This window comes from Agromyces cerinus subsp. cerinus, from assembly GCF_900142065.1.
In the GTDB taxonomy this organism is placed as follows: Bacteria; Actinomycetota; Actinomycetes; order Actinomycetales; family Microbacteriaceae; genus Agromyces; species Agromyces cerinus.
Genome location: NZ_FSRJ01000004.1, coordinates 459,357 through 484,126, shown reverse-complemented (window position 1 = coordinate 484,126; position 24,770 = coordinate 459,357). Strand labels below are relative to the sequence as shown.

18 protein-coding genes are annotated in these 24,770 nt (G+C 68.8%); 14 read left to right on the top strand and 4 right to left on the bottom strand.

Annotated elements, in window-relative coordinates; translation table 11 throughout:
- Positions 1-70 precede the first annotated feature (70 nt).
- The 5 genes from BUR99_RS16460 to BUR99_RS16440 all read left to right on the top strand — a co-directional run bounded on the left by BUR99_RS16460 (position 71) and on the right by BUR99_RS16440 (position 6,849).
- On the top strand, positions 71-1,000 hold the full coding sequence (locus BUR99_RS16460; RefSeq protein ID WP_074261428.1) for an ABC transporter permease: 930 nt from the start codon (positions 71-73) through the stop codon (positions 998-1,000).
- The gene (locus BUR99_RS16455) at positions 990-1,943 is read left to right on the top strand and encodes an ABC transporter permease (RefSeq protein ID WP_074261427.1); all 954 of its coding nucleotides are present in this window, start codon (positions 990-992) and stop codon (positions 1,941-1,943) included. The genes BUR99_RS16460 and BUR99_RS16455 overlap by 11 nt, the downstream gene beginning before the upstream one ends.
- The gene (locus BUR99_RS16450; protein ID WP_074261426.1) at positions 1,940-3,709 is read left to right on the top strand and encodes a dipeptide ABC transporter ATP-binding protein; all 1,770 of its coding nucleotides are present in this window, start codon (positions 1,940-1,942) and stop codon (positions 3,707-3,709) included. The genes BUR99_RS16455 and BUR99_RS16450 overlap by 4 nt, the downstream gene beginning before the upstream one ends.
- A 233-nt stretch (positions 3,710-3,942) precedes the next feature.
- Positions 3,943-5,847 (top strand): translational GTPase TypA, encoded by a 1,905-nt coding sequence (gene typA / locus BUR99_RS16445; RefSeq protein ID WP_074261425.1) that lies wholly within the window; start codon positions 3,943-3,945, stop codon positions 5,845-5,847.
- Positions 5,848-6,048: 201 nt separating this feature from the next.
- Positions 6,049-6,849, top strand: coding sequence for a M23 family metallopeptidase (locus BUR99_RS16440; protein WP_074261424.1), 801 nt, complete (start codon positions 6,049-6,051; stop codon positions 6,847-6,849).
- A 40-nt stretch (positions 6,850-6,889) separates the two neighbouring features.
- Here the strand turns inward: BUR99_RS16440 and BUR99_RS16435 are convergent, their stop codons facing one another.
- Positions 6,890-7,699 (bottom strand): enoyl-CoA hydratase/isomerase family protein, encoded by an 810-nt coding sequence (locus BUR99_RS16435; RefSeq protein ID WP_074261423.1) that lies wholly within the window; start codon positions 7,697-7,699, stop codon positions 6,890-6,892.
- A 156-nt stretch (positions 7,700-7,855) separates the two neighbouring features.
- Here BUR99_RS16435 and BUR99_RS16430 point away from each other — a divergent pair, with 156 nt between their 5' ends.
- The 5 genes from BUR99_RS16430 (at position 7,856) to BUR99_RS16410 (ending at position 11,656) form a co-directional block, all read left to right on the top strand.
- Positions 7,856-8,305: a hypothetical protein gene (locus tag BUR99_RS16430; protein ID WP_074261422.1), complete on the top strand. Its 450-nt coding sequence runs from the start codon at positions 7,856-7,858 to the stop codon at positions 8,303-8,305.
- Positions 8,302-8,685, top strand: a complete 384-nt coding sequence (locus BUR99_RS16425; RefSeq protein ID WP_074261421.1) for a DUF6113 family protein — start codon at positions 8,302-8,304, stop codon at positions 8,683-8,685. Before BUR99_RS16430 ends, BUR99_RS16425 begins: the two co-directional genes overlap by 4 nt.
- A 38-nt stretch (positions 8,686-8,723) precedes the next feature.
- The gene (gene fdxA / locus BUR99_RS16420; RefSeq protein ID WP_074261420.1) at positions 8,724-9,044 is read left to right on the top strand and encodes a ferredoxin; all 321 of its coding nucleotides are present in this window, start codon (positions 8,724-8,726) and stop codon (positions 9,042-9,044) included.
- A 2-nt stretch (positions 9,045-9,046) separates the two neighbouring features.
- Entirely contained in the window at positions 9,047-10,162 is a 1,116-nt protein-coding gene (gene dapC / locus BUR99_RS16415) for a succinyldiaminopimelate transaminase (protein ID WP_074261419.1), read from the top strand.
- 183 nt (positions 10,163-10,345) lie between these two features.
- Entirely contained in the window at positions 10,346-11,656 is a 1,311-nt protein-coding gene (locus BUR99_RS16410) for a citrate synthase (RefSeq protein ID WP_074261648.1), read from the top strand.
- Between the two features lie 66 nt (positions 11,657-11,722).
- On the opposite strand, the gene BUR99_RS16405 is transcribed toward BUR99_RS16410, so the two are convergent.
- On the bottom strand, positions 11,723-14,266 hold the full coding sequence (locus tag BUR99_RS16405; protein WP_074261418.1) for a penicillin acylase family protein: 2,544 nt from the start codon (positions 14,264-14,266) through the stop codon (positions 11,723-11,725).
- 187 nt (positions 14,267-14,453) lie between these two features.
- Positions 14,454-15,407 (bottom strand): 2,3,4,5-tetrahydropyridine-2,6-dicarboxylate N-succinyltransferase, encoded by a 954-nt coding sequence (dapD, locus tag BUR99_RS16400; RefSeq protein WP_074261417.1) that lies wholly within the window; start codon positions 15,405-15,407, stop codon positions 14,454-14,456.
- A 116-nt stretch (positions 15,408-15,523) separates the two neighbouring features.
- Here dapD and BUR99_RS16395 point away from each other — a divergent pair, with 116 nt between their 5' ends.
- Together BUR99_RS16395 and BUR99_RS16390 are read left to right on the top strand one after the other, a co-directional pair.
- The gene (locus BUR99_RS16395; RefSeq protein WP_074261416.1) at positions 15,524-20,197 is read left to right on the top strand and encodes a GH92 family glycosyl hydrolase; all 4,674 of its coding nucleotides are present in this window, start codon (positions 15,524-15,526) and stop codon (positions 20,195-20,197) included.
- A 141-nt stretch (positions 20,198-20,338) separates the two neighbouring features.
- Positions 20,339-21,238: an ROK family protein gene (locus BUR99_RS16390; protein WP_084184075.1), complete on the top strand. Its 900-nt coding sequence runs from the start codon at positions 20,339-20,341 to the stop codon at positions 21,236-21,238.
- On the opposite strand, the gene BUR99_RS16385 is transcribed toward BUR99_RS16390, so the two are convergent.
- Positions 21,215-22,435, bottom strand: coding sequence for a LacI family DNA-binding transcriptional regulator (locus BUR99_RS16385; protein WP_159441002.1), 1,221 nt, complete (start codon positions 22,433-22,435; stop codon positions 21,215-21,217). The two genes, BUR99_RS16390 and BUR99_RS16385, sit on opposite strands and share 24 nt — an antisense overlap.
- Between BUR99_RS16385 and dapE the strand changes: the two genes are divergently transcribed.
- Together dapE and BUR99_RS16375 are read left to right on the top strand one after the other, a co-directional pair.
- On the top strand, positions 22,413-23,510 hold the full coding sequence (dapE, locus tag BUR99_RS16380) for a succinyl-diaminopimelate desuccinylase (protein ID WP_074261414.1): 1,098 nt from the start codon (positions 22,413-22,415) through the stop codon (positions 23,508-23,510). The genes BUR99_RS16385 and dapE overlap by 23 nt on opposite strands.
- Positions 23,511-23,535: 25 nt before the next feature.
- Positions 23,536-24,768 carry a hypothetical protein gene (locus tag BUR99_RS16375; RefSeq protein ID WP_074261413.1) on the top strand — a complete coding sequence of 411 codons (1,233 nt, stop codon included), beginning with the start codon at positions 23,536-23,538 and terminating at the stop codon, positions 24,766-24,768.
- Positions 24,769-24,770 lie beyond the last annotated feature (2 nt).

The window sequence follows — 24,770 nt, the reverse complement described above, 5'->3', positions numbered from 1 at the left end:
TGGAGTCGAACTCGCAAACGGTGAGGTTTCTTTCAACATGTCCACATTCGCAGAACGCAGGGCCTGATCCATGGCCGGCTATATCCTGCGCCGACTGCTGCAGGCGATCCCTGTCCTGCTCGGCACCACATTCCTGATCTATTTCATGGTCTTCGCCATGCCCGGCGATCCGATCGTCGCGCTGTTCGGCGACAAGACTCCGCCCCCGCAGGTCATCGAAGCCCTTCGTGAGCGGTACAACCTTGACAAGCCGTTCATCGTCCAATACCTGATCTTCCTCGGCAACATCTTCACGGGAGACCTCGGTGTCTCGTTCTCGGGTCAGCCGGTCTCAGAGATCCTGATGGACACGTTCCCGGTCACGCTCCGCCTCGCGGCGATGGCCGTGTTCTTCGAAATGGTCGCCGGCATCTCGATCGGCCTCGTCTCGGGTCTCCGCAAGGGCGGCATCTTCGACGCGAGCTCGCTCGTCGTGAGCCTCATCCTGATCTCGCTGCCGATCTTCGTGCTCGCGTTCGTGATGCAGTGGTTCTTCGGCATCTATCTGGGGTGGTTCAGAACCACGGTCGGGCCAGGAGCTCCAACGCAAGACTTGATATTGCCGGCCATCGTGCTGGCCACCATCAGCTTCGCCCAGATCGTTCGACTGACACGGGCGTCGGTCATCGACACCGACGGACAGGACTTCGTTCGCACTGCTGCGAGCAAGGGCCTCTCCCGTGGGCGTATCGTCCCCGTGCACATCCTGCGCAACTCCCTCATCCCCGTCGTCACCTACCTCGCCGTCGACTTCGGCACGCTCATGGTCGGCGCGACGGTGACCGAGGGCATCTTCAACGTGCCCGGCGTCGGCCGCACGCTCTACCAGGCGATCATCCGAGGTGAGGGACCGACCGTCGTCTCCTTCGTGACGATCATGGTGCTGATCTACCTCGTGGTGAACCTGCTGGTCGATCTCCTGTACGCCGTTCTCGACCCGAGGATCCGTTATGCCAAGTAACACCAGACCAGACCAGCAGCACTACGTCGCTCCGCTGGAAGAGACGCCGCTCGTCGCCATCGACTCGGTCAAGGCCGAGGGCAAGCCCTCGAACCTGTGGACCGACGCATGGAACGACGTGCGCAAGCGCCCGATGTTCTGGATCTCCTCCGTGCTGATCCTCCTCGTCGTGGTCGTCGCGCTGTTCCCCGGCCTGTTCACTCAGACGCCGCCGAACAACGACTGCCTCCTTGCGAACAGCAACGCGGGTCCGACCGAGGGCCACCCGCTCGGGTTCACGAAGCAGGGCTGCGACATCTACTCGCGCATCATCCACGGAACGTCCACCTCGCTGGCCGTCGGCCTCATCGTGACGTTCCTGGTGGCAGTGCTCGGCATCATCTTCGGTGCGTTCGCGGGCTTCTACGGCGGATGGCTCGACTCGGTGCTCTCGCGCCTGGGCGACATCTTCTTCTCGATCCCCTACATCCTCGCCGCCGTCGTCATCATGTCGGTGCTCTCGGCCTACCGGAACGTGTGGGTGATCTCGCTCGCGATCGGATTGTTCGCGTGGCCAGCGACAGCCCGTGTGCTGCGAGCCGAGATCCTGCGGGTGAAGAACGCCGACTTCGTCATGGCGTCGACGGCGCTCGGCGTCTCGCGATTCCGCATCCTGCTGCGTCACGTGCTGCCGAACTCGATCGCACCGGTGCTCGTCATCACGACCATCTCGCTCGCCGGCGCGATCGTCGCCGAGGCGACCCTGTCGTTCCTCGGCGTCGGCCTGCCGACCGACATCATGTCGTGGGGCAACGACATCAGCCAGGCCCAGACCTCGCTGCGCACCGCGCCCCAGACGCTGATCCTGCCCTCGATCGCACTGTCGATCACCGTGCTGAGCTTCATCATGCTCGGCGAGGTCGTGCGCGACGCGCTCGACCCGAAGGCGAGGGCGCAGCGATGAGCGAGACTTCGAACGGATCGAACGTGCAAACAGAACGCGCCGCCGGCGCCGAACGGCCGCTCCTCGAGATCAAGGATCTCCAGGTCGGCTTCAACACCCAAGACGGTCTCGTCAAGGCCGTCGACGGGGTCAACATCACCCTCTATCGCGGGCAGAGCCTCGCGATCGTGGGGGAGTCGGGCTCCGGCAAGTCGACGACCGCGCACGCGATCATCAACCTGCTCCCGGGCACCGGCCACGTCTCGGGCGGTCAGATCCTCCTCGACGGCCAGGACCTCACCAAGGCGTCGAAGAAGGACATGGAGGTCGTTCGCGGCCGCAAGATCGGCTTCGTCCCGCAGGACCCGATGTCGAACCTCAACCCCGTGTGGTCGATCGGCTTCCAGGTCGAGGAGGCCATCAAGGCCAACGGCATCGCCACCGGCCGCAAAGAGGTCAAGGCGCGCGCCGTCCAGGTGCTGAAGCAGGCAGGCCTCGGCGACGCCGATCGTCGTATGCGTCAGTTCCCGCACCAGTTCTCGGGCGGCATGCGCCAGCGCGTGCTGATCGGCATGGGACTCGCGGCCAACCCGCAGCTGCTCATCGCCGACGAGCCGACCTCGGCGCTCGACGTCACGGTGCAGCGCGTCATCCTCGACCACCTCGAGTCGCTCACCCGTGAACTCGGCACGACCCTGCTGTTCATCACGCACGACCTCGGCCTCGCCGCCGAGCGCGCCGAGCAGCTCGTGGTCATGTACAAGGGCCGCGTCGTGGAGTCGGGGCCGTCGGTCGAGATCCTGCAGAACCCGCAGCACCCGTACACGCAGCGACTCGTCGCCGCGGCGCCGAGCCTCGCCTCGCGCCGCATCCAGGCGACGGGTTCGATCTCGGCGGCCGAGTCGTCGATGGCCGATGACGCAGCACACGCGGCAGGCGACGCGATCGACCTGATCGCGACCGCCGAGGCGCGTGCCGAGGCACTCGCGGCAGCGCCCGAAGCCGCACCGGCGATCGTGGTCGAAGACCTCACGAAGGTCTTCAAGATCCGCGGTTCCGGCGACTTCACGGCGGTCGACAAGGTCTCGTTCCAGATCCCCAAGGGCACCACCATGGCGCTCGTGGGCGAATCCGGATCGGGCAAGTCGACGGTCGCGAAGATGCTGCTGAAGCTCGAAGACGCGACGAGCGGCAAGATCGTCGTCGGCGGCAAGGACCTGGCGAGCGTGACCGGCAAGGAGCTCTTCAACCTCCGCAGCCGCATGCAGCCGGTGTTCCAGGACCCGTACGGTTCGCTGAACCCGCTGCGCAACATCGGCAACACCATCGCGGAGCCGTTGTTCACACACAAGGTCGGCAACAACGCCTCGCGTCGTGAGCGGGTCTACGAGCTGCTCGACCAGGTCTCGCTGCCGCGCACGCTCATCAGCCGCTACCCGAACGAACTCTCGGGCGGCCAGCGCCAGCGCATCGCGATCGCGCGTGCACTCGCACTGAAGCCCGAGATCGTGGTGCTCGACGAGGCCGTGTCCGCGCTCGACGTGCTCGTGCAGGCGCAGATCCTGCGCCTGCTCGCCGACCTGCAGGCCGAGCTCGGACTGACGTACCTCTTCATCACGCACGACCTCGCGGTCGTGCGCGTCATCGCCGACCACGTCTGCGTGATGCAGAAGGGCCGCATCGTCGAGGCGGCGACCACCGACTCGGTGTTCGACAGCCCGCAGGAGCAGTACACGAAGGATCTCCTCGCGGCGATCCCCGGTGCCAGCATCGAGCTCGGAGCCTAGGCGCCGAGCGGCAGACGCGCCACGTGAGCGCCCGGCCTCCGATCACTCGGAGGCCGGGCGCTTCCGCGTTCTCAGCTTCGTGGGCGCGCGACAGGGTACGCTAGAGGGGCGCACGCCGTCACTGCGGCATCCTGCGCTCCCCACAGACCTTCATCTCAGCGCTTCCACGCTGTCTCCGTGCGCTGATCTCTTGCTCGGGGGCGACGGGGGGCCGGCACCCTCGAGGACCAAACATGGCCAACGCCACCCGGAACGATCTGCGAAACGTCGCGATCGTCGCACACGTCGACCACGGCAAGACCACGCTCGTCGACGCGATGCTCAACCAGACGCACTCCTTCGACGCGCACGCGCACGTCGAAGAGCGCGCGATGGACTCGAACGAGCTCGAGCGCGAAAAGGGCATCACGATCCTCGCCAAGAACACGGCGATCACCTACCAGGGCGCGCACGCCACCGACGGCCCGATCACGATCAACGTGATCGACACCCCCGGTCACGCCGACTTCGGCGGCGAGGTCGAGCGCGGTCTGTCGATGGTCGACGGCGTCGTCCTCCTCGTCGACTCGAGCGAGGGCCCGCTGCCGCAGACCCGCTTCGTGCTGCGCAAGGCGCTCGAGGCCCGCATGCCGGTGATCCTCCTCGTCAACAAGACCGACCGTCCCGACGCGCGCATCGACGAGGTCGTCGCCGAGAGCCAGGACCTGCTGCTCGGCCTCGCCTCCGACCTCGCCGACGACGTGCCCGACCTCGACCTCGACGCGATCCTCGACGTGCCGGTCGTCTACGCCTCGGGCCGCAACGGTGCCGCGAGCCACAACAAGCCCGGCAACGGCGAGCTCCCCGACAACGAAGACCTCGAGCCGCTCTTCGAGGCGATCCTGCAGCACATCCCGGCGCCGACCTACGACGACGCGCACCCCCTGCAGGCGCACGTCACGAACCTCGACGCGTCGCCGTTCCTCGGTCGTCTCGCCCTGCTCCGCGTCTTCCACGGCACCATCAAGAAGGGCCAGACTGTCGCCTGGGTCAAGCACGACGGCACCGTCCAGAACGTGCGCGTGACCGAGCTCTTCCTCACGAAGGCGCTCGACCGCTACCCGGCCGAGAGCGCCGGCCCCGGCGACATCGCCGTGGTCGCGGGCTTCGAGGACATCATGATCGGCGACACGCTCGCCGACCCCGAAGACGTGCGTCCGCTCCCGATCATCGCGGTCGACGAGCCCGCGATCTCGATGACGATCGGCACGAACACCTCGCCCCTCGTCGGCAAGGTCAAGGGCCACAAGCTCACCGCCCGCATGGTGAAGGACCGCCTCGACCGCGAACTCGTCGGCAACGTGTCGCTGAAGGTCGTCGACATCGGCCGCCCCGACGCGTGGGAGGTCCAGGGCCGCGGCGAGCTCGCACTCGCGATCCTCGTCGAGCAGATGCGTCGTGAGGGCTACGAGCTCACCGTCGGCAAGCCGCAGGTGGTCACCAAGCAGGTCGACGGCAAGGTGCACGAGCCCTACGAGCACCTCACGATCGATGCTCCCGAGGAGTACCTCGGCGCGATCACGCAGCTCCTCGCGTCGCGCAAGGGCCGCATGGACAACATGTCGAACCACGGCACGGGCTGGGTGCGCATGGAGTTCATCGTGCCGAGCCGCGGACTCATCGGCTTCCGCACCGAGTTCATGACCACCACGCGCGGCACCGGCATCGCGAACGCGATCTCGCACGGCTACGACGCGTGGGCCGGCCAGATCGTCACCCGCAACAACGGTTCGATCGTCGCCGACCGCTCGGGCGTCGTGACGCCGTTCGCGATCATCGCCCTGCAGGAGCGCATGACGTTCTTCGTGAACCCGACCGAAGAGGTCTACGAGGGCATGGTCATCGGCGAGAACTCGCGCAACGACGACATGGACGTGAACATCACCAAGGAGAAGAAGCTGACGAACATGCGTCAGTCGACCTCCGACACGTTCGAGTCGATGACGCCCTCGCGCCAGCTCTCGCTCGAGGAGTGCCTCGAGTTCGCCCGTGAAGACGAGTGCGTCGAGGTCACGCCGGCCGCTGTGCGCATCCGCAAGGTCGAGCTCGACGCGACGGCTCGTGCCCGCACGACGTCGCGCCTGAAGAAGCAGAACTAGCAGGCACTGACGCAGACGAGCGGATGCCCCGGGGTCGATCGACCCCGGGGCATCCGCTTTTTCGTGTCGCGACAAGGGGAGACCGCTCTCACGTTTCGCGGGGAATATGCATGCGCATCAGAGGTTCTTCCCAGAGTCAGTGCGTACCGTAGCTGAGGTTGTCTCGCACCTGACTCAGAAAATACGTAACGCACCCTATATATGACTCCCCCCAAGCACGGCCGCCGCGCGGCCAACACCAGCCCTGCCCGCCCGACCCCCGAACTTCGCCCCGGCACCGCTCGTAACGGCACCGCGTCGCTCCGGCCGGCGTTCTCCATCATCGCGATGTCGTTCGCCGCGGCCATGATGGTCGCCACGAGCGTTCCCGCGCTCGCGGTCACCGCGACCGACTCCGAGGCCCGCGCCTCGGTCTACGCGCCGGTCGAGGACACGATCGACTACGCGCCGCAGACCGTCGAGGTCGGCAGCGATGGCGTGATGTCACAGCTCGCGGCGGAGCAGTACGACGTGGAGGCCGCACCGCCGCCCATCACCTCGCAGGTCGCGAGCGTCGGCAACGTGCAGCTCATCGACACGAACGCGATCGTCTGGCCCGTGCAGAACCCGACGAAGCGCAGCGACGGCTTCGGTCCGCGGTCGGCACCCTGCAGCGGCTGCTCGAGCTCGCACGACGGCGTCGACTTCAACCCGGGCAACGGCACCCCCGTCGTGTCGATCGCCGACGGCGTGGTCGTGCTCGCCACCGAGAACGGCGGCGGCCTCGGCGTCAACGTCGAGGTGCAGCACAACATCGGCGGCGAACTCATCACGAGCTCGTACGCCCACATGCAGTACGGCTCGATCGCCGTCTCGGTCGGGCAGCAGGTCACCGCAGGCCAGCAGCTCGGACTCGTCGGCACGACCGGTCAGTCGACCGGCCCGCACCTGCACCTCGAGATGTTCGGTGCCGACGGCGTGCGGTTCGACGGCTTCGCCTGGCTGTCGGCGCGCGTGGGCTGATCGGGATCGGCGCCGATGCGCCGACTCGATCCGCGGCGGCTCAGACGCCGGTGAAGACCGGGTCGCGCTTCTCGATGAAGGCGGCGACGCCCTCGCGCATGTCATTCGTGCGGAACGCATCGCCGAACCCCGCGATCTCGAGCTCGGTCGCCGACTCCGTGCGGCGACCCGCGGAGTCGACGAGCACGCGCTTGGCGAGGGCCACCGCGGGTGCGGCGTTCGCGCCCACTTCGGCGAGCGTGGCCCTGGCCCCGGCGAAGAGCGACTCCCGGTCGGGGAACGACCGCACGACGAGGCCGATCGCGACGGCCTCGGCGGCGTCGATGCGCCGGCCCGTGTAGATGAGCTCCTTCGCCCTGGCGAGTCCGACTGCACGGGGCAGGCGCACGGTGCCCCCGAAGCCCGGGATGAGCCCCAGGTGCACCTCGGGCTGACCGAAGCTCGAGGCATCCGTCGCGTAGATGAAGTCGCAGGCGAGGGCGAGCTCGAGGCCGCCGCCGAGCGCGAAGCCGTCGACGCACGCGATCACCGGGGCGGAGAGGCCCTCGATCGCCGCGGCCACACGATGGCCGAGGCGCGACGCCTCCTCGCCCTGCTCGGGCGTCCGACCCGCCATCGACCGGATGTCGGCTCCTGCCACGAAGGCGCGACCGCCTGCGCCGGTGAGCAGCACGCCGCGCACGGCGCTGCCTTCGGCGGCGAGGGCCTCGACGGCGCCGAGCAGGGCCGAGAGCACATCGGGGGAGAGGGCGTTCAGCGCCTTCGGCCGGTCGATCGTGACGATCGCGAGGCTACCGTCGCGCTCGACTCGTACATCGGGCGCGTTCTCGTGGGTGCTGGGCTCGGCCATCTTCGGTCCTCTCCGCACGGCCCGTTCCGTGTCTCGCCCCACGCTACGCCATCGGCTCCACAGGGTCGGGCGATAGAATTCCGAGCGGGGGCGATCGGATGCCGCGTGGCGCCTGCCCGCCCCGTCTCCCAGACCGCTGCACGCGAGGAGCCCGCCATGCGACAGTCCATCACCCACCGCCGTGCGGGCACTGCGGTGGTGATCGCCGCGGTGACCGCGACCCTGCTCACCGGGTGCTTCCCGAATCCCGGCGAGCTCGTCAACAAGGGCGTCGAAGACGCCATCGAAGACGCCACGGGCGGCGACGTCAGCCTCAGCGGCGAACTTCCCGCCGACTTCCCGGCGTCCGTCGAGCTCATCGACGGTGACATCACGTTCGCCGCGGGCGCCGGCGGTGCCGAAGGCTGGATCGTGATGGTCTCGTCGAGCGCGGCCGACCCCGTCGCCGATGCGGCCGCGAAACTCGAGGCTGCGGGGTTCACCGAGGACACCGCACTGAGCGGTGACACGGGCAGTGCCGTCGTGTACTCCGACGGGGAGCACATCGTGCTTCTCGCAGGCGACGGCGAGGCCGTCACGTACACCGTCACGCAGCAGCCGAAATGACGAGCCGGAGCAGCCGAATCGGCACGATCGTCGTCGCCTTCCTGGTCGGGCTCGCCTACGGCACCCTCGGCACGGTCGGACATCGCGCGACGCTGCAGCTCGGCGAGGTCTCGATCCCGTGGGGTCTCGTCGCCGCACTCGTCGGCGTCGCGGCGCTGCTGCTCGGCATGCGCCTGGTCGCGGGCGGGCGAGCGGCTGCGGCCGCGGCCGGCGCCGGCATCATCGTGGCGGTCGCGGTGCTGACCCTGCCGGGGCCTGGCGGTTCGGTGCTGATCGTGGGAGACCTCACCGGCACCATCTGGTCGGTCGCGCCCGCCCTGATCGCGGTGTTCGTCGTCGCGTGGCCGAAGCTGCCGTCACGGCAGCCGCGCGACGCCTAGACTGGAACTCCCAGCCTTTCGAAGGGACAGCGAACACCGTGACCTATGTCATCGCCCTTCCGTGCGTCGACGTCAAAGACCGCGCCTGCATCGACGAATGCCCCGTCGACTGCATCTACGAGGGTGAGCGCTCGCTCTACATCCACCCCGACGAATGCGTCGACTGCGGTGCGTGCGAGCCGGTCTGCCCCGTCGAGGCGATCTACTACGAAGACGACCTGCCCGACGTCTGGGCCGACTACTACAAGGCGAACGTCGAGTTCTTCGACGACATCGGCTCGCCCGGCGGCGCAGCCAAGATCGGCGTCATCCCGAAGGACCACCCCGTGATCGCGGTGCTCCCTCCTCAGGCGCACTGAGCATGGCTCGCGGCGAACTGCCCGACTACCCGTGGGACCTCATGGCGCCGTTCCGTGAGCGCGCCGCCGCGCATCCCGAGGGCGTCGTCGACCTGTCGATCGGCTCGCCGGTCGACCCGACACCGGCGCTCGTTCGCGAGGCGCTCGCGAACGCGACCGATGCCCACGCCTACCCGCAGACCACCGGCACCGACGAGTTGCGCGGTGCCATCATCGACTGGTTCGCCCGCCGCCGAGGCGTGACCGGGCTCACCGAGGCCAATGTGCTGCCGACGGTCGGATCCAAGGAACTGGTCGCGCTCCTGCCGTTCCTGCTGGGGCTCGGCGAAGGCGACGTCGTCGTGCACCCCCGCGCCGCCTACCCGAGCTACGAGATGGGCGCCGTGCTCGTCGGCGCCACGTCGATGGCCTCCGACGACCCCGCCGAGTGGCCGGCCGCGACGAAGCTCGTGTGGCTGAACAGCCCCGGCAACCCCGACGGGCGCGTGCTCACGATCGACGAGCTGCGGGCCGCGCGCGAGCGCGCCCTCGAACTCGACGCGATCATCGTCGGCGACGAGTGCTATGCCGAGCTCGGCTGGGACGGCGAGTGGGCGGATGCTCCGATCCCGAGCCTGCTCGACCCGCGCGTTGTCGGTGACAGCCGTCGCAACACGATCGTCGCCTACTCGCTCTCGAAGCAGTCGAACATGGCGGGCTACCGCACCGCTTTCATCGCGGGCTGCCGCACCGTCATCGGGCGCATCACGACCGTGCGCAAGCACGCGGGACTCATGCTCCCGCAGCCGCTGCAGGCCGCGATGATCGCCGCGCTGCGCGACGACGAGCACGTCGCCGAGCAGAAGGCGCGCTACCGCGCGCGTCGCGAGCTGCTAAAGCCCGCACTCGAGGCGGCGGGATTCCGTGTCGACCGCAGCGAGGCCGGGCTCTATCTCTGGGCGACCGAGGGGCGCGACGGTTGGGATTCGATCGGCAGACTCGCCGATCTCGGCATCGTCGCGGGCCCGGGCCATTTCTACGGCGTGCACCACCCCGAACACGTGCGGTTGTCGTTGACGGCGACCGACGAGCGCATCGCGGCCGCGGCCGAGCGACTCCGGGCCGCCGCCGCGGCGTGACATCCGCTGTTTCGCGTGGGGGATCGCCCTGCCAACTGTGACTCTCACCAACGGATAGGATGATCTGTTGGCGGGTGCGACAGTGTGTTCGGAGCCCGTCTAGGCTGTATTCGGGTCGAGACCGTTCGTGCGGTCGAGACCGGAAAGCAGGTGACCGCGCAAGTGACGATCACAGGAGGCGCCGTGAGCGACGTCCGGAACAATGCGGCCGGGGAGACCCCCCAGACCGCGACCCTGAAGTTCGGCAGCACCACCGCCGAACTGCCCGTCCACCGTGCGGTGCAGGGCAACTCGAGCATCGACGTGTCGACGCTGACCCGTCAGACCGGGCTCACCGCGCTCGACTACGGGTTCGTCAACACCGCGTCGACGCGGTCGGCGATCACGTACATCGACGGCGAACAGGGAATCCTGCGGTACCGCGGGTACCCGATCGAAGAGGTCGCAGCGAACTCGACGTTCCTCGAGGTCGCGTGGCTGCTCATCTACGGTGAGCTGCCGACCGCCGATCAGCTGGGCGAGTTCGACGAGAAGATCCGTCACCACACGCTGCTGCACGAAGACCTGAAGCGCTTCTTCTCGTCGCTGCCGCACACGGCGCACCCCATGTCGGTGCTCTCGAGCGCGGTGTCGGCCCTCTCGACGTACTACGAGGACTCGACCGACCCGAACGACCCCGAGCAGGTCGAACTCACCATGGTGCGACTGCTCGCGAAGCTGCCGGTCATTGCGGCGTACGCGCACAAGAAGTCGATCGGGCAGGCCTTCCTGTACCCCGACAACTCGTTGTCGTTCGTCGACAACTTCCTGAAGCTCAACTTCGGCAACATGGCCGAGCCGTTCCAGGTCGACCCGGTGCTCTCCACTGCACTCGACCGGCTGCTCATCCTGCACGAGGACCACGAGCAGAACGCATCGACCTCGACCGTGCGGCTCGTCGGTTCGACCGGTGCGAACCTCTACGCGTCGATCTCCGCGGGTATCCAGGCGCTCTCGGGCCCGCTCCACGGCGGCGCCAACGAAGCCGTGCTGCAGATGCTCGGCCGCATCCGCGACTCCGGTGAAGGCGTCGAGAAGTTCGTCGAGCGCGTGAAGAACAAGGAAGACGGCGTGAAGCTCATGGGCTTCGGGCACCGGGTCTACAAGAACTACGACCCGCGGGCGACCATCGTCAAGCAGTCGGCCGACGAGGTCCTCGCCGGGCTCGGCGTCGCCGACCCGCTGCTCGACATCGCCAAGGAGCTCGAGCAGTTCGCCCTGCAGGACGACTACTTCAAGGAGCGTCGTCTCTACCCGAACGTCGACTTCTACACCGGCGTCATCTACAAGGCCATGGGCTTCCCGACGCGCATGTTCACCGTGCTCTTCGCGATCGGTCGCCTGCCCGGCTGGATGGCCCATTGGCGCGAGATGAACCTCGACCCGCAGACGAAGATCGGGCGCCCGCAGCAGCTCTACATCGGCGAGTCCGAGCGGCACTACCCCTCGGTCTAGCCGCAACACGACCACGACGCCGGTCGCACCTTCGGGTGCGGCCGGCGTTTCGTGTCGGGGGCCGGGTCAGCCGGCGGGCGTCAGCGTCAGGGTGTCACGGGCGTCGGCCTCGACGGCCTCGCGGGTGAACGCCCAGTCGCGGAGCTCACCGTGCTGCCAGAGCGGCGCCTGGTCGGCGTAGTTCGCGTGGAACGCGTGACCCGACGCACCGGTGAGGTTGATCCAGCGCGACGCGTCGCGGTCGGCCAGGTCGACCACCATGCGCATCGACGGCACCCAGTCGACGCCGTACCCGACGCTCGCGTCCCAGCCGATCGCGTTAACGATCGCCGAACCGCCGCCGAGCTCGTAGGGGCCGCGGTTGAAGAGCCACTCGATCGGGGCGATGCCCGACTCGCCGAAGCTCTGGTTCGTGAGCGTCAGGGTGTGCAGGCGGCCCCAGCGCCATGCGTCGGGGTTCGACCCCAAGCGACTCGTCGACTCGGCCCAGGCGGCGCCGAGGGCATGCGCGATCATCGCGTCGCGGCCGGAGACGCCGAGCTCCTCGTTCGTCCACCATGTCGACTCGGGCTCGCCGAGCAGGGTGCCGACCACGTTGAACCACCGGTCGCCGCCCTGCGGCTGGGTCGAGTCGGGGAGCCCGCCGAACATGTCGTCGAGCAGGGTGCGCCAGAACACGGCGAAGTACGCGGCCTGCGCGCTGTCGACCTCGGCGTCGCCGTTCCACTCGCGGAGGAGGTCGGCTCCGCGTCCGGCATCGCCGATGAGGTCGAGCGACGCGATGACCGGCAGGAGGGCATCGGCGTTCGCGTCACCGGTGTCGAGCTGGATCTCGGCGAGCGAGTCGACCGTGAACTGCTCACCGGCGTCGATGCGTTCGCGGATCAGGCGGTCGATGCCGGCGGCGCGATAGCCGTAGTCCCAGTCCTTCGTGAGCATCGGTCCATCGGGTCCGGCGGCGGCGTTGTTGGCGGTGACGATGTAGCCGGCCGCCGGGTTCAGCACCGAGGGCAGCCGGTCGAAGGGGATCGTGCTCGACCAGCCGTTCTCGCTCGTCCAACCGGGCATGGGCACGGTGCCGTCGCCGGTCTTGCGCACCGGGATGCGCCCCGGCGCCTGGTAGCCGATGTTGCCCGCGGTGTCGGCGTAGATGAGGTTCTGAGCTGGGACGTCGAAGAGCGCGGCGGCGGCGCGGAAGCCCTCCCAGTCCTGCGCCCGGTCGAGGGCGAAGATCGCCCCGGCGGTCGTGCCGGGCGTCAGTGCGGTCCACTGCAGCGACACCGCGTACTCGCCCTCGGGCTGGCCGGAGGCTGCGGGGTACTCGGCTGCGACGCCCGCGAAGTCGTCGCGGATGTCGGTCACGATCGGACCGCGAGCCGTCGAGCGCACGGTGATCGTGACCGGATCGCCGCCGGCGACCTCGATCGTCTCCTCGCGGAGGGTCAGGGGCACGAGCGTGCCGTCGAGCTCGTAGGCGTCGCCGTCGATGCGCTCGAGGTACAGGTCGGCCACGTCGGGACCGAGGTTGGTGAAGCCCCATGCGACCGCGGCGTTCTGCCCGATGACGATGCCGGGCAGGCCCGAGAACGAGTACCCGGCGACGTCGAAGCCGCAGGTCTCGGTGATCTCGGCGCAGTGCAGGCCCATCTGGGTCCAGATGGACGGCATCGCCGGGCCGAGGTGCGGGTCGTTCGCCAGCAGCGGCAGACCCGACTCGGTCAGCGCGCCGCCCACGACCCAGGAGTTCGAGCCGATGTCGCCGCCCTCGGGACCGAGCAGCTCGGGCACTCCGTCGATCGCCGCGCGCAGCGTGGCGAGGGCGGCGACGTAGTCGGAGGCGGGCGCGGATGCCGCGGCGCCATCCGTCTGGATCGTGTCGGCTTCACCCGGGAGCGGGGTCGTCGACAGCGCCGCGGTGGCCGCTGCGGGCTGCCCGTCGACGATCGTGGGCATGGTGTCCCAGGGGAAGTCGGGGTGGAGGCGCGCGACCTCTTCGGGGGGAAGCACGGTCGAGAGCATCGCGCGGTCGATCTCGTCGCCGAGGTTCGAGCGCAGGTCCCAGGCCATCGCCTTCAGCCACGCGATGGAGTCGACGCCCGACCAGGGCTCGGGGGAGTAGCCGGGGTTCTGCAGCCCGAGCACGGCGTACTCGAGCGAGAGGTCGGCGCCGCCGCGTTCGTCGAGATAGGCGTTCACGCCCTCGGCGTAGGCGTCGTAGTACGCCTTCGAGACCTCGCCGAGTGCGTCGTACTCCTGCTGGGCGATGCCCCGCCAGTCGAGCGTGCGGATGAAGGTGTCGGTGCCGACCTGGGACTCGCCGAACATCTCGGCGAGCCGGCCGGCGGTGACGTGCCGACGGAAGTCCATCTCCCAGAAGCGGTCCTGCGCATGCACGTACCCCTGCGCGAAGAACAGGTCGTGGTCGGTCTCGGCGTAGAGCTGCGGAATGCCGGCGTCGTCGCGGATGACCGTGACTTCGGCGCCGAGCCCCGGAACGTCGATCGCGCCGTTCGTCGTCGGGAAGGAACGCTGCACGGTCCACCAGCCGAGTCCGGCCGCGACGACGGCCAGCGCGAGCACGGTGATGAGCAGGCCGATGACGAATCTCATCGCTCGATGCCGGCCGGTTCGCGGTGCGTCGGTACCCACGCCACTCCTTCGTGCTGCGCAAGACGTGGGGCCGCCCCGTGGCGGCCCGAGTCACCAACTGTAGCCGAGAGTCCTCGGGTTGCAACGGGTCGTTGCAGGGCTGTGATGTGGGGCGAACCGCGTGGCTCGAGCCGCGCGGTTCCGCGGGCTACGCGTGCAGTGCGGCGTTCAGCTGCACGCCCTCGCCCGAACGGGGGAGCGCCTCGACCTGGCCGTTCAGCGAGTTGCGTCGGAAGAGCAGGTTGGGCACGCCCGAGAGCACGACGGCCTTGACGGTGTTCGGCCGTTCGCCCGGCCCGCCGTGCAGCACGACCTTGGTGCCCGCGGTGACGTAGAGGCCGGCCTCGACGACGCTGTCGTCGCCGATCGAGATGCCGATGCCCGAGTTCGCGCCGAGGAGTGCACGCTCGCCGATGACGACGCGCTGCGTGCCACCGCCCGAGAGGGTGCCCATGATGGATGCCCCGCCGCCGATGTCGGAGCCGTCGCCGACGACGACGCCCTGCGAGATGCGGCCCTCGACCATGGAGGCGCCGAGCGTGCCGGCGTTGAAGTTCACGAAGCCCTCGTGCATGACGGTCGTGCCCGGTGCGAGGTGCGCGCCGAGGCGCACTCGTGCGGCGTCGGCGATGCGCACGCGCTCGGGGGTGACGTAGTCGAGCAGGCGCGGGAACTTGTCGACGCTGACGGCGTGGATGCCGGCGCGCTGCAGGGCGGGGCGCAAGCGGTCGAAGTCGGTCGGATGCACCGGCCCCGCGTTGGTCCACACCACGGCGGGCAGGTGGGCGAAGATGCCGTCGAGATTCACGGTGTTCGGCGCCGCGAGCAGGTGGGAGAGCACGTGCAGGCGCAGGTACGCATCGCTCGTGCTCGCGGGCGCTGCATCGAGGTCGATCGTCAGTTCGATGGCGTCGACGCGCACGTTGCGGCGGGCGTCGTCGCCCGCGAGTGCCGCGTGTTCGGCGACGAGCGGTGATGCCTCGGAGCCGAGCGCGGGCGCCGGGAACCAGGCGTCGAGCACGGTGCCGTCGCCGGCGATCGTCGTGAGACCGGTGGCGGAGGCCGTGCGGGCAGTGCTGATGGCGTCGTCGATCGCGGGCATGCTCCAAGGGTATCGAAGGGGGCTGCGCGTGTGACGCGGGGCGTCCGGACGGCTTCCCGATCGAGAGCAGGAACGAGGGGTTGGACACGCCGAGCGGTGGATGCTATCTTCACCGTATGACAGCGCTGTCTTTCCAGGATCCGGCCGAGGCGAACATCGGCACGTCGATCCGCGCCCCCCGTCCACGACTCGTCGCCCTGACCGTCGCGCTCGCGCTGGTGTCGTCGGCCGTCCTGCCGCTGGCGGGGCCTGCGAACGCGGCACACGCCGCGACCGACCCGACCGACTACACCCAGTACGTCAACCCATTCATCGGCACTGAGGGCGATCACGGCCAGGACGGCCCAGGAGCCTTCGCACCGTACGGGCTGGCGACCGTCACCCCGACGACGACGCCCGGCAACCACGTCGGCTACGAGTACACGGCGAGCACGCTCCGCGGCTTCACGAACATCGCCCTCGACGGAGTCGGTGGCGGAGGCGGTGCGGGCGACGTGCTCGTCGTACCCACCTACGGGAGCTACACGTCCCGGCCGTCGACCAGCAGCTACGACAAGACGATCCGGACGAGCGACGACGTCAAGGACGAATCGGCCACGGCGGGCTACTACCGGGTCGGCCTCGACGAGTCGGGCAAGGGCATCGACGCCCAGGTGACCGCCGCCACTCGTACGGGCGTTCACGACTACGCCTTCGACGCCGGTGGCCACGCGGCCCTCGTGGTCGACCTCAAGCACACCGGCAACGGCCGCAAGGCGACCGACCTCGTGATCGGGACGAGCGCGGGCGGCAACACGACGATCTCCGGTTCCTTCACCGGGTTCTTCTACAACTCGTCGTACAAGCTGTTCTACTACGCGGAGACCACGGCGCCGACGTCCTCGGTCCAGACGTGGGGGGCCGGAGGGCTCAGCTCCACTGCGACGAAGCAGGACGGCACGGACATCGGGGCGGTGCTCAACTTCGATGCGGCTGCCGGCGAGCACCTGGGTCTCAGGTTCACGCTGTCGCCCGTGAGCGCAGCGCAGGCGGAACGCGACGCGGCCGTCGAGGTCGGCGGCAAGACGTTCGACGAGGTCCGCGCCGCGACGAAGGACGAGTGGAACGATCGCCTCGGCAAGGTCGAGGTCGACGCCACTGCGGCGAACGACCCCACCGGCGACCTGAAGGCCCAGTTCTACACGCACCTCTACCGCCTCGGCGGCACCCCGATGAACGCGACATCGACCGATGGCACGTACCGGGGCGCCGACGGCGTCATCTACGAGGCGACGGGATACACGCACTATGACTCGTGGTCGTTGTGGGACGACTTCCACAAGTACGCCGCCGTCGCATCGGTCTTCCCCGACGTCTATCGCGACGTCGTCCAGTCGCTCGTCGATCTCTACGCGAGCGTCGCGGAGAGCGGCAAGGGGTCGGTCGGCAGCCTGGTGCAGTCCGTGCCGACGGTGCGATGGGAGCGTGCCCCGGTCGTCGTGGCCGATGCGATCTCGAAGGGCGTCCAGCTGCAGGGCCTCGAACAGGCCTACCCGGCGCTCGTCGCACAGACCGGAAGCTCGGCGAGCCTGACGAACCTCAACTCCGTCAGCGGCGGTCTCCTCGGATACTCCTACGACGCGTACGGCCTCTCGGTCATCGCCGACGCGATCGGCGAGACGGCCGACGCCGAGCACTATCGGGTCGAGGGCGCACGCTGGGCGAAGGCGTTCGACAAGAACGCCCTGAAGAAGGACGCCAACGCGACTGCGGCGACCGGCGTCGCCGAGGGCGTCGACGAAGTCGGTCTCATGATGCCGCGCTCGAGCAACGACGAATCGGCGGACTTCACGGTGAAGAACCCGGAGAGTTGGAGCAGCGGTCTCTACCAGGGCACGTTCTGGCAGTACAACTGGTACGACGCCCAGGACCTCGGCGGCATGGTCGATCTCATGGGCGGCAAGGAGGACGCAGCGAAAGCGGTGAACTACTTCTTCGGCAACCAGGCGCCCGACGACTGCTCGCGCAATCTCCACCTGTTCGCCAATGAGATCTCGGTGCACGCCCCGTTCCTCTTCAACTACGTCGGGGAGCCCGCGAACACTCAGGACTGGACGTACCGAGCGGTCACCGAACCGGTCTGCGTTCGGTACACCGCCGACGGCAGCGGCACGACGCCGTCGAAGCGCATGGTGTTCCAGAACGATCCCAAGGGCCTGCTCCAGACGATGGACAACGACGCAGGCACGATGTCGGGGTACTTCGTGTCGAGCGCGATCGGGCTGTACCCCGTGATGGCGGGAGGCGACTCCTTCCAGATCACGACGCCGATCTTCGACCGCACGACGATCAACTACCCCGGGGGCAAGGAGTTCGTCGTCGAGGCGCCCGGCGTCAGCACGACGAACCACTTCATCCAGAGCGCAACGCTCAACGGCCAGCCGTTGGACCGCACCTGGCTCACCGCCGCGGAGATGAACGCGGGAGGCGTTCTGCACTTCACGATGGGCTCGAGCCCGTCTTCATGGGGAGCCGACGGTATCGAAGCGGACTCGCTCGACGACCACGTCAGCAGTGCGCTGTACCACCCGACCGAAGCCGTCTCCACGACGTCGCAGGTCTTCGAGGAGTCCGGCGCGAACGACGGCTCGATCGATGACGCGATCTCCGTGAAGGTGAGCGGGGCGACGTTCGCCGGTGAGATCGGTTCGGACCTGTCTTCCCAGGTCGACGTCACCGGTGTGCCCAAGGGTCTGACCCTCGTGGCGACGAAGTCTGGTGAGAACTCGGTCGAACTGACCTTGGCGGGCACGGCCGCGCGGCATCTCGTCGATGATTCGACCGACGCCCTCGCGGTCACCTTCGAGCCGGCTGCCTTCTCGGGCACGGTGCCCAGCGCCGACGAGCGTGCACTCGCGCTCAAGATCCGCTACTCCGGACACCGTCTCACGCCGAGCACCACCGAGCTCACGGCCGACGCGAAGGGCGACGTGCGGAGCACGATCGACCTCACCCTCAGCGGTGGCGCGACGTTCGCCGGCAAGAACCGGCCTGCGCTCTCGAACGGAGAGGTCACCTTTCCCGGTCTCGACAAGGGCGTCACCGCCGCCGTCCGGCGGATGAGCGACACCACCGCCCAGGTCACGTTCAAGGGGAAGCTGGAGAACCCCGCGAGCACGAACTTCACACTGCTGCTCGCCGACTCGGCACTCGAGGGCGCGACGGCAGCCCAGGTGACCGGTGCCGGAACGACGGCGCTCGTCCCGTTCACGTTGTCGCCGTCCTCCGGCACACGCGCCGAGCTGCAGACGCTGTTCGACGACGCGCGCCTCGTGACGGCCGACGGGTACTCCGCGGCGACGTTCGCGAAACTCGAGGCGGCGGTTGCGAAGGCGGCGTCGGCGCTGGCCGACGAGAACTCGTCGGAGCGCACGCTGTCCACGACGGCTGCTCTGCTGCGGGTCGCGGCCGATGGCCTCGCGATCGCCGGCGACAGCTACCGCGTGCTGCAGGCCGAGAGCTACGACCAGTGGTCCGGTGGTTCGCTCAAGACCGAGAGCGGCGGCAGCGGGACCACGGTGGGCGGGATCTCGCCCGGGGCGTGGCTCGCGTTCCGCGGGCTCGACTTCTCCGCGTCTCCGCTCAAGTCGCTCGTCGTCGAGTACTCCCACAATCCGGGCACGGCATCGGCGAGCTCCGCTGTCGAGGTCCGCACCGGCTCGGCCACCGGTCCGCTGGTGACCAGGATCCCGTTGCCCACCACGAACGGCTGGGCGAACTACACGAAGCTCGCACGCGAGCTCACGGCGGACGAGATCGCGAAACTCGCCGGCGTCAACGACGTGTACTTCGTGTTCACCGGCGCACTCGCCTCGGGACAGAGCTGGGTCGCGAACGTCGACTCGCTCCGGTTCACGTCGGCGGCGGATGCCGCGGCTACGTCGAAGACGGTGCAGTTCGAGTCGATCCGCGCGGGCTACGGCATGCTGAACGCCGCCGGTTCGGGGCTCACCGAGGGGACGGACTTCTCGGGCGCCGACCTCAAGACCGAGGCCGGATCTGTGGGCGGCCAGCTCGCCGGCACGAAGAACGGCGCGTGGATCCGGTACGGCGGTGTCGAGCTGGGCGATCGCAGCGCGATCACGCTCAACGTGCGTTACGACGCGCCGGCGACCAAGGTGGCCGACGGGCGGATCGACATCTACCTGGACGAGATGTCCGGCGACCCGTTCGTCACCGTCCCGCTCACGGCCACCGGCTCGAGCTGGGGCACCTACAGCACGGCGACGGTCACGCTCCCGTCCGCGATCACCGGCACGAGAGCCGTCTACTTCGCGCTCGAGAGCACGCCGACGGCGACCCAGCCCTACGTCGGCAACCTCGACTGGTTCTCGTTCGAGTACGACGTCGACAAGACGGCCCTGCAGACTGCGATCACGAAGTACTCGACGCTCTCCGCCGATGCCGGCCTGTACCTCGTGACCGACTTCGCGGTCTTCGTGCGAGCGTTCGACGCGGCGCAGAGCGTCGACGCCGACCCCGCCGCGACCACGGGCGGAGTCGCGGAGGCGTTGCGCGTGCTGAACGTCGCAGCCGGTCATCTGCAGTGGAAGGTGATCAAGCAGGTCGCCGACTGGAATGCGAAGGCCGAGGCCGTCGAGGCGGACGACGTCACGGCGGTGTCCTACCGCAAGCTCCAGAATGCGATCGCCGCGGCCGACGCGCTCGACGCGACGAGTACCCACGACGAGTACGTGGCGGCGCTGGCGCGTCTCATCTGGGCGTACGAACGCCTGGTCGAAGCGAAATGACCGTTCGGCGGGTCGGCGCTCGCGCCGACCCGCCGAACGGCCCAGGTACTGGAACCGGTCGCGCTGTCGATCGGTTCCATCGTGCTGCTGCACGGCAGCTCGCCGGTTCACCGGCGACCAGATTGAAATTGAAAGGGCACCGTGACACGGAACCTGATACCGACGATCGAACTCGGCGGGACCCACGTGGCAGTGGCCGTCATCGACACCGGCGCCCGATCGATCGTCGACGGCACGTATCGGACCCGGCCGCTGGATTCGGGCGGCGACGCCGACGAGATCCTCGAGGACATCGCCGCTGCGGCTCGCACACTCGGATCCGACCACGGTCGGCGATGGGCGGTTGCGGTTCCCGGTCCGTTCGACCTCGCAGAGGGCATCGCGCGGTACTCCGATGTCGGGAAGTTCGACGCGCTCCACGGGATCGACCTCCGGGCGCGACTCGCCGATGCCCTCGAGGCGAATGCGATCTCGTTCACGTTCGTCAACGACGCGGATGCATTCGCCCTGGGGGAGCACGCGGCAGGCGCGGCACGCGGCCTGTCGAGGTTCTGCTGCGTCACACTCGGCACGGGCGTCGGCTCCGGGTGGGTGGTTGCAGGCGAGCGCACCGATGGCGCCGCGCCGGGCGGCGAACTGCACCTGCTCGAGTTCGAAGGGCAACGCATCGAGGCGCGGATGTCGCGCCGGGCGATCCGGGCCGCCTACGCACGGCAGATGCGACTCACCGCCGAGGTGCCCGACGTGCGGGAGATCGCCGAGCTCGCACGCAGCGGCGACCCGATCGCGCTCGAGGTGCTCGAGGACGCATTCTCGTACCTCGGCCGAGCGCTCGCCGACCCGCTGGGCCGGTTCGATGCAGAGGCGCTCGTCATCGGCGGGACCATCGCCCGCTCATGGGACCTGCTCGAAGCGCCGCTCTCCGCCGGACTCGGACGACCCGGCCTCCCGGTCATCCGGGCCGAGCTCTCCCATGAAGCACCGATGATCGGTGCCGCATACGCCGCTCAAGCGGCCCTAGCGGGTTCCCGGATCTCGTGATGCCGGATCGCGTCCGGCCGTCGACCGGCGGGGCGTGAGATGCATCGGGAGCACGATGTGCTCGGCAGGACGAGTGCGATCGGTCAGTCGTGAGATGGCCAGACGGGCGGCGTGGCGCCCGACGTCTTCGACATCTCCCGCCACGGTGGTGATCCCCATGACGCGCGCCCATTCGGGTTCGTCGATGCCGATGACGGCAGGGGCATCGTTCATGCTCGTCGCCGACAGTTCCTCGAGGACACCGAGGAGGATCCGGTTGTTGCCCGCCACGATGGCTGTCGGCGGCGTCGGGAGCGCCAGGAGTTCGCGGGTTCGTGCGCGAGATGACGCGACGTCGTGCGCATCATCCCGCAGAAGATCGCGCCATGACGATGACGGGGCTCCGTCGAGGACTGCGGCCATGCCCTCGAGCCGCGCTCGATAGGTGGGAAGCCAGGCGTAGTCGCCGACGAACGCGATACGGGTGTGGCCGGTGTCGAGGAGGTGCCGGGCGGCGAGACGACCGCCCATGCGATTGTCGAACACGACGGAGTCGGCATCGAGATGGACCGGGGGGCGATCGACGAACACGACCGGAACACCGCGCGCCTGCACCTGCGCGTAGTGGGCATGATCCGACATGGCCGACACCACCACGAGCGCTTTGGCCTGACGGCTCGCGAGGTCATCGACGATGCGCCGCTCCTGATCCTCGGACTCACCTGAGGTGGCGACGGTCAAGTGCATCCCCTGCTGCCGGATCTCGTTCTCCATGCTCTGCGCGAGCACGGAGTAGAACGGGTTGGTGAAGTCACCGCCGACGAGCCCGATCGACTCGGCGAGCTGCCCGCTCGCCAGCATGCTCGCCGCGGCATTTCGCTGATAACCCAGCGCCGTTGCCGCGGCAAGCACCTTCGAGAGCGTGTCCTGGCTCACGTACTGCTCTCCGCCGAGGGCCCGTGACGCCGTCTTGAGGCTCACTCCAGCGCGATCGGCCACCTGGGCGAGGGTGACCCTCTGCGCGTGTTCGCGTGCGTCCTGCATGGCCCTCCTCGATGTGCTGCGGAGCAACGACACGATATCCCCTGATGCCGTCCTCCTGGCTGTGCCCCGCGGTGGGCGCCGCGTTTCTCGGTGTATCCGTTCGTGTGCATCACCGCGGCACCATCGGGAGCCGGGCGAATAGACTCGGGGAATGCCCGCCGCATCACCGCTCACGCTCGACCTGACCGCCGATTCCGTCGCCATCACGCAGGCGATCTGCGATGTGCCGAGCGTGTCGGGCGACGAGTCGCTGCTCGCCGACCTGATCGAGCAGGCGCTCGCCGGGGCGTCCCACCTCGAGGTGATTCGCGACGGAGACACGATCGTCGCGCGCACGAACCTCGGACGCGAGCGCCGGGTCGTGATCGCCGGCCACATCGACACCGTGCCGATCAACGAGAACCTGCCGACCCGGTTCGAGACCGAAGACGGCGTCGAGTACCTCTGGGGGCGTGGCACGGTCGACATGAAGGCGGGCGTCGCGGTGCAGCTGAAGCTCGCCCTCGAGCTCACCGATCCCATCGTCGACCTGACGTGGATGTGGTACGACAACGAGGAGGTCGCCTCCTCGCTCAACGGCCTCGGGCGACTCTCGCGCAACCGCCCCGACCTCTTCGCCGGTGACTTCGCCATCCTCGGCGAACCGTCGAACGGGCAGGTCGAGGGCGGCTGCAACGGCACCCTCCGTGCCGAGGTGTGGACGACCGGGCTGCGGGCGCACTCTGCGCGCAGCTGGGTCGGCGAGAACGCCATCCACAAGCTCGCACCTGCGCTCGCGAAACTCGCCGAGTACCAGGCCGAGACCGTCGAGGTCGACGGCCTCGCCTACCGCGAGGGCCTGAACGCCGTGCTCGTCTCGGGCGGCATCGCGGGCAACGTGATCCCCGACGAGGCGGTGCTCACCGTCAACTACCGCTTCGCGCCGAGCCGCAGCGTCGCCGAGGCATCCGCCTTCGTCACCGAGTTCTTCGACGGCTTCGAGGTCGCGATCGTCGACAGCGCCGAAGGCGCGAGGCCCGGACTCGACGACCCGCTCGCACAGCAGTTCGTGCGCGCCGTCGGCGCCGAGGCGCGCCCCAAGTACGGCTGGACGGATGTCGCGCGCTTCAGCGCCCTCGGCATCCCGGCCGTGAACTTCGGCCCCGGGGACCCGCTCAAGGCGCACGCCGATGACGAACGGGTCGACGTGCCCCAGATCGTGCACACCGAGGTCGCGCTCCGTGCCTGGCTGACCGGCGCCACCGCCTGAGCGGCCCCGCTCGAACGAGGACCCCATGACCACGCCGTCGGCCGCTCTGCGCGAACCCGACCCGTTCCGCGCCACACGCTGGTCGCCGCGGGTGCGCTGGCGGGCCGCACCGTGGTGGGCGAAGGTCGTCGCGATCTTCCTCGGCGCACGGGCGATCACCACGGCGATGGTGCTCGTGCTGGCGAGCCTGCAGGGCTCGAACCCGTGGACCCAGGCTCGCCCGGGCTACTTCGAGTATGCGAACCTCTGGGACGCCCGGTGGTACCAGATCATCTGGCTCGGCGGGTATCCGCGTGAGCTGCCGCTGACCGAGACGGGCCAGGTCGCCGAGAACGCATGGGCGTTCCTGCCGGTCTACCCGACGCTCGTCGGCATCGTGACGTGGTTCGGGCTGCCGTGGAACGCCGCAGCCGTCATCGTGTCGCTCGCTGCCGGTCTCGGAGCCGCGCTCGTCACCTACCGACTCATGTCGCGATTCCTGGAGCCGGACCGGGTGCTCTTCGCCGTCGTGCTCTTCTGCGTCGCGCCGGTCTCGCCGATCATGCAGTTCGGCTACGCCGAGTCGCTCGGCCTGCTGTGGCTCGCGCTCGCGCTGCTCCTGCTCGTCGATCGACGATACGGATGGCTCATGCCCGTGCTCGCCGTGTGGGCGTTCACGCGACCCGGGGCGCTCGCCTTCGCGCTCACGCTCGGCCTGCACTGGCTGTGGCGCTGGTACACGCGGCGGCGCGACCCGTTCCCGATGCGGGAGCGGGTGCTCGCGGCATCCGTCGCCGTGTTCGCGGGAGTCGTGGGTCTCGCGTGGCCGGGCGTGGTCTGGGCGGCGACGGGGGAGCTGCACGGGTACACGGCGACCGAGCTTGCTTGGCGCTCCGCGTACATCGGCTACCAGGAGCTCGTGCCGTTCACGGCGTGGTTCCAGTCGGCCGACTGGTGGCTCGGCCAGCCGATCGGGGCGATCGTCGTGATCGCGCTCATCGTCGGATTCGGGGTGACGCTGTTCCTGCCGGCCGTGCGACGACTCGGCGTCGACCTGCGGCTGTGGCTCGCGAGCTACGCCCTGTACCTGCTCGCGGTGTTCTTTCCGCAGTCGAGCACGTTCCGTCTGCTCGCGCCGATGTTCCCGCTCGTCGGGGCGATGGCTCAGCCGCGGGCGCGCTGGTACCGCTGGGGGATGGTCGCGCTCTCCATCCTGCTGCAGCTCGGGTGGCTGCTCATCGCATGGGGGATCGACGGGCGCGACTGGACGCCTCCCTGATG

What these genes read in the sequence shown, in the direction of transcription:
- BUR99_RS16450 (WP_074261426.1), top strand. Translation starts at nt 1,940, where the DNA reads ATGAGCGAGACTTCGAACGGATCGAACGTGCAAACAGAACGCGCCGCC.
- BUR99_RS16425 (WP_074261421.1), top strand. Translation starts at nt 8,302, where the DNA reads ATGACGAGCCGGAGCAGCCGAATCGGCACGATCGTCGTCGCCTTCCTG.
- dapD (WP_074261417.1), bottom strand. Translation starts at nt 15,407, where the DNA reads ATGCCCGCGATCGACGACGCCATCAGCACTGCCCGCACGGCCTCCGCC.
- BUR99_RS16430 (WP_074261422.1), top strand. Translation starts at nt 7,856, where the DNA reads ATGCGACAGTCCATCACCCACCGCCGTGCGGGCACTGCGGTGGTGATC.
- BUR99_RS16435 (WP_074261423.1), bottom strand. Translation starts at nt 7,699, where the DNA reads ATGGCCGAGCCCAGCACCCACGAGAACGCGCCCGATGTACGAGTCGAG.
- BUR99_RS16405 (WP_074261418.1), bottom strand. Translation starts at nt 14,266, where the DNA reads ATGAGATTCGTCATCGGCCTGCTCATCACCGTGCTCGCGCTGGCCGTC.
- BUR99_RS16440 (WP_074261424.1), top strand. Translation starts at nt 6,049, where the DNA reads ATGACTCCCCCCAAGCACGGCCGCCGCGCGGCCAACACCAGCCCTGCC.
- BUR99_RS16460 (WP_074261428.1), top strand. Translation starts at nt 71, where the DNA reads ATGGCCGGCTATATCCTGCGCCGACTGCTGCAGGCGATCCCTGTCCTG.
- typA (WP_074261425.1), top strand. Translation starts at nt 3,943, where the DNA reads ATGGCCAACGCCACCCGGAACGATCTGCGAAACGTCGCGATCGTCGCA.
- BUR99_RS16395 (WP_074261416.1), top strand. Translation starts at nt 15,524, where the DNA reads ATGACAGCGCTGTCTTTCCAGGATCCGGCCGAGGCGAACATCGGCACG.
- BUR99_RS16455 (WP_074261427.1), top strand. Translation starts at nt 990, where the DNA reads ATGCCAAGTAACACCAGACCAGACCAGCAGCACTACGTCGCTCCGCTG.
- dapC (WP_074261419.1), top strand. Translation starts at nt 9,047, where the DNA reads ATGGCTCGCGGCGAACTGCCCGACTACCCGTGGGACCTCATGGCGCCG.
- dapE (WP_074261414.1), top strand. Translation starts at nt 22,413, where the DNA reads ATGCCCGCCGCATCACCGCTCACGCTCGACCTGACCGCCGATTCCGTC.
- BUR99_RS16375 (WP_074261413.1), top strand. Translation starts at nt 23,536, where the DNA reads ATGACCACGCCGTCGGCCGCTCTGCGCGAACCCGACCCGTTCCGCGCC.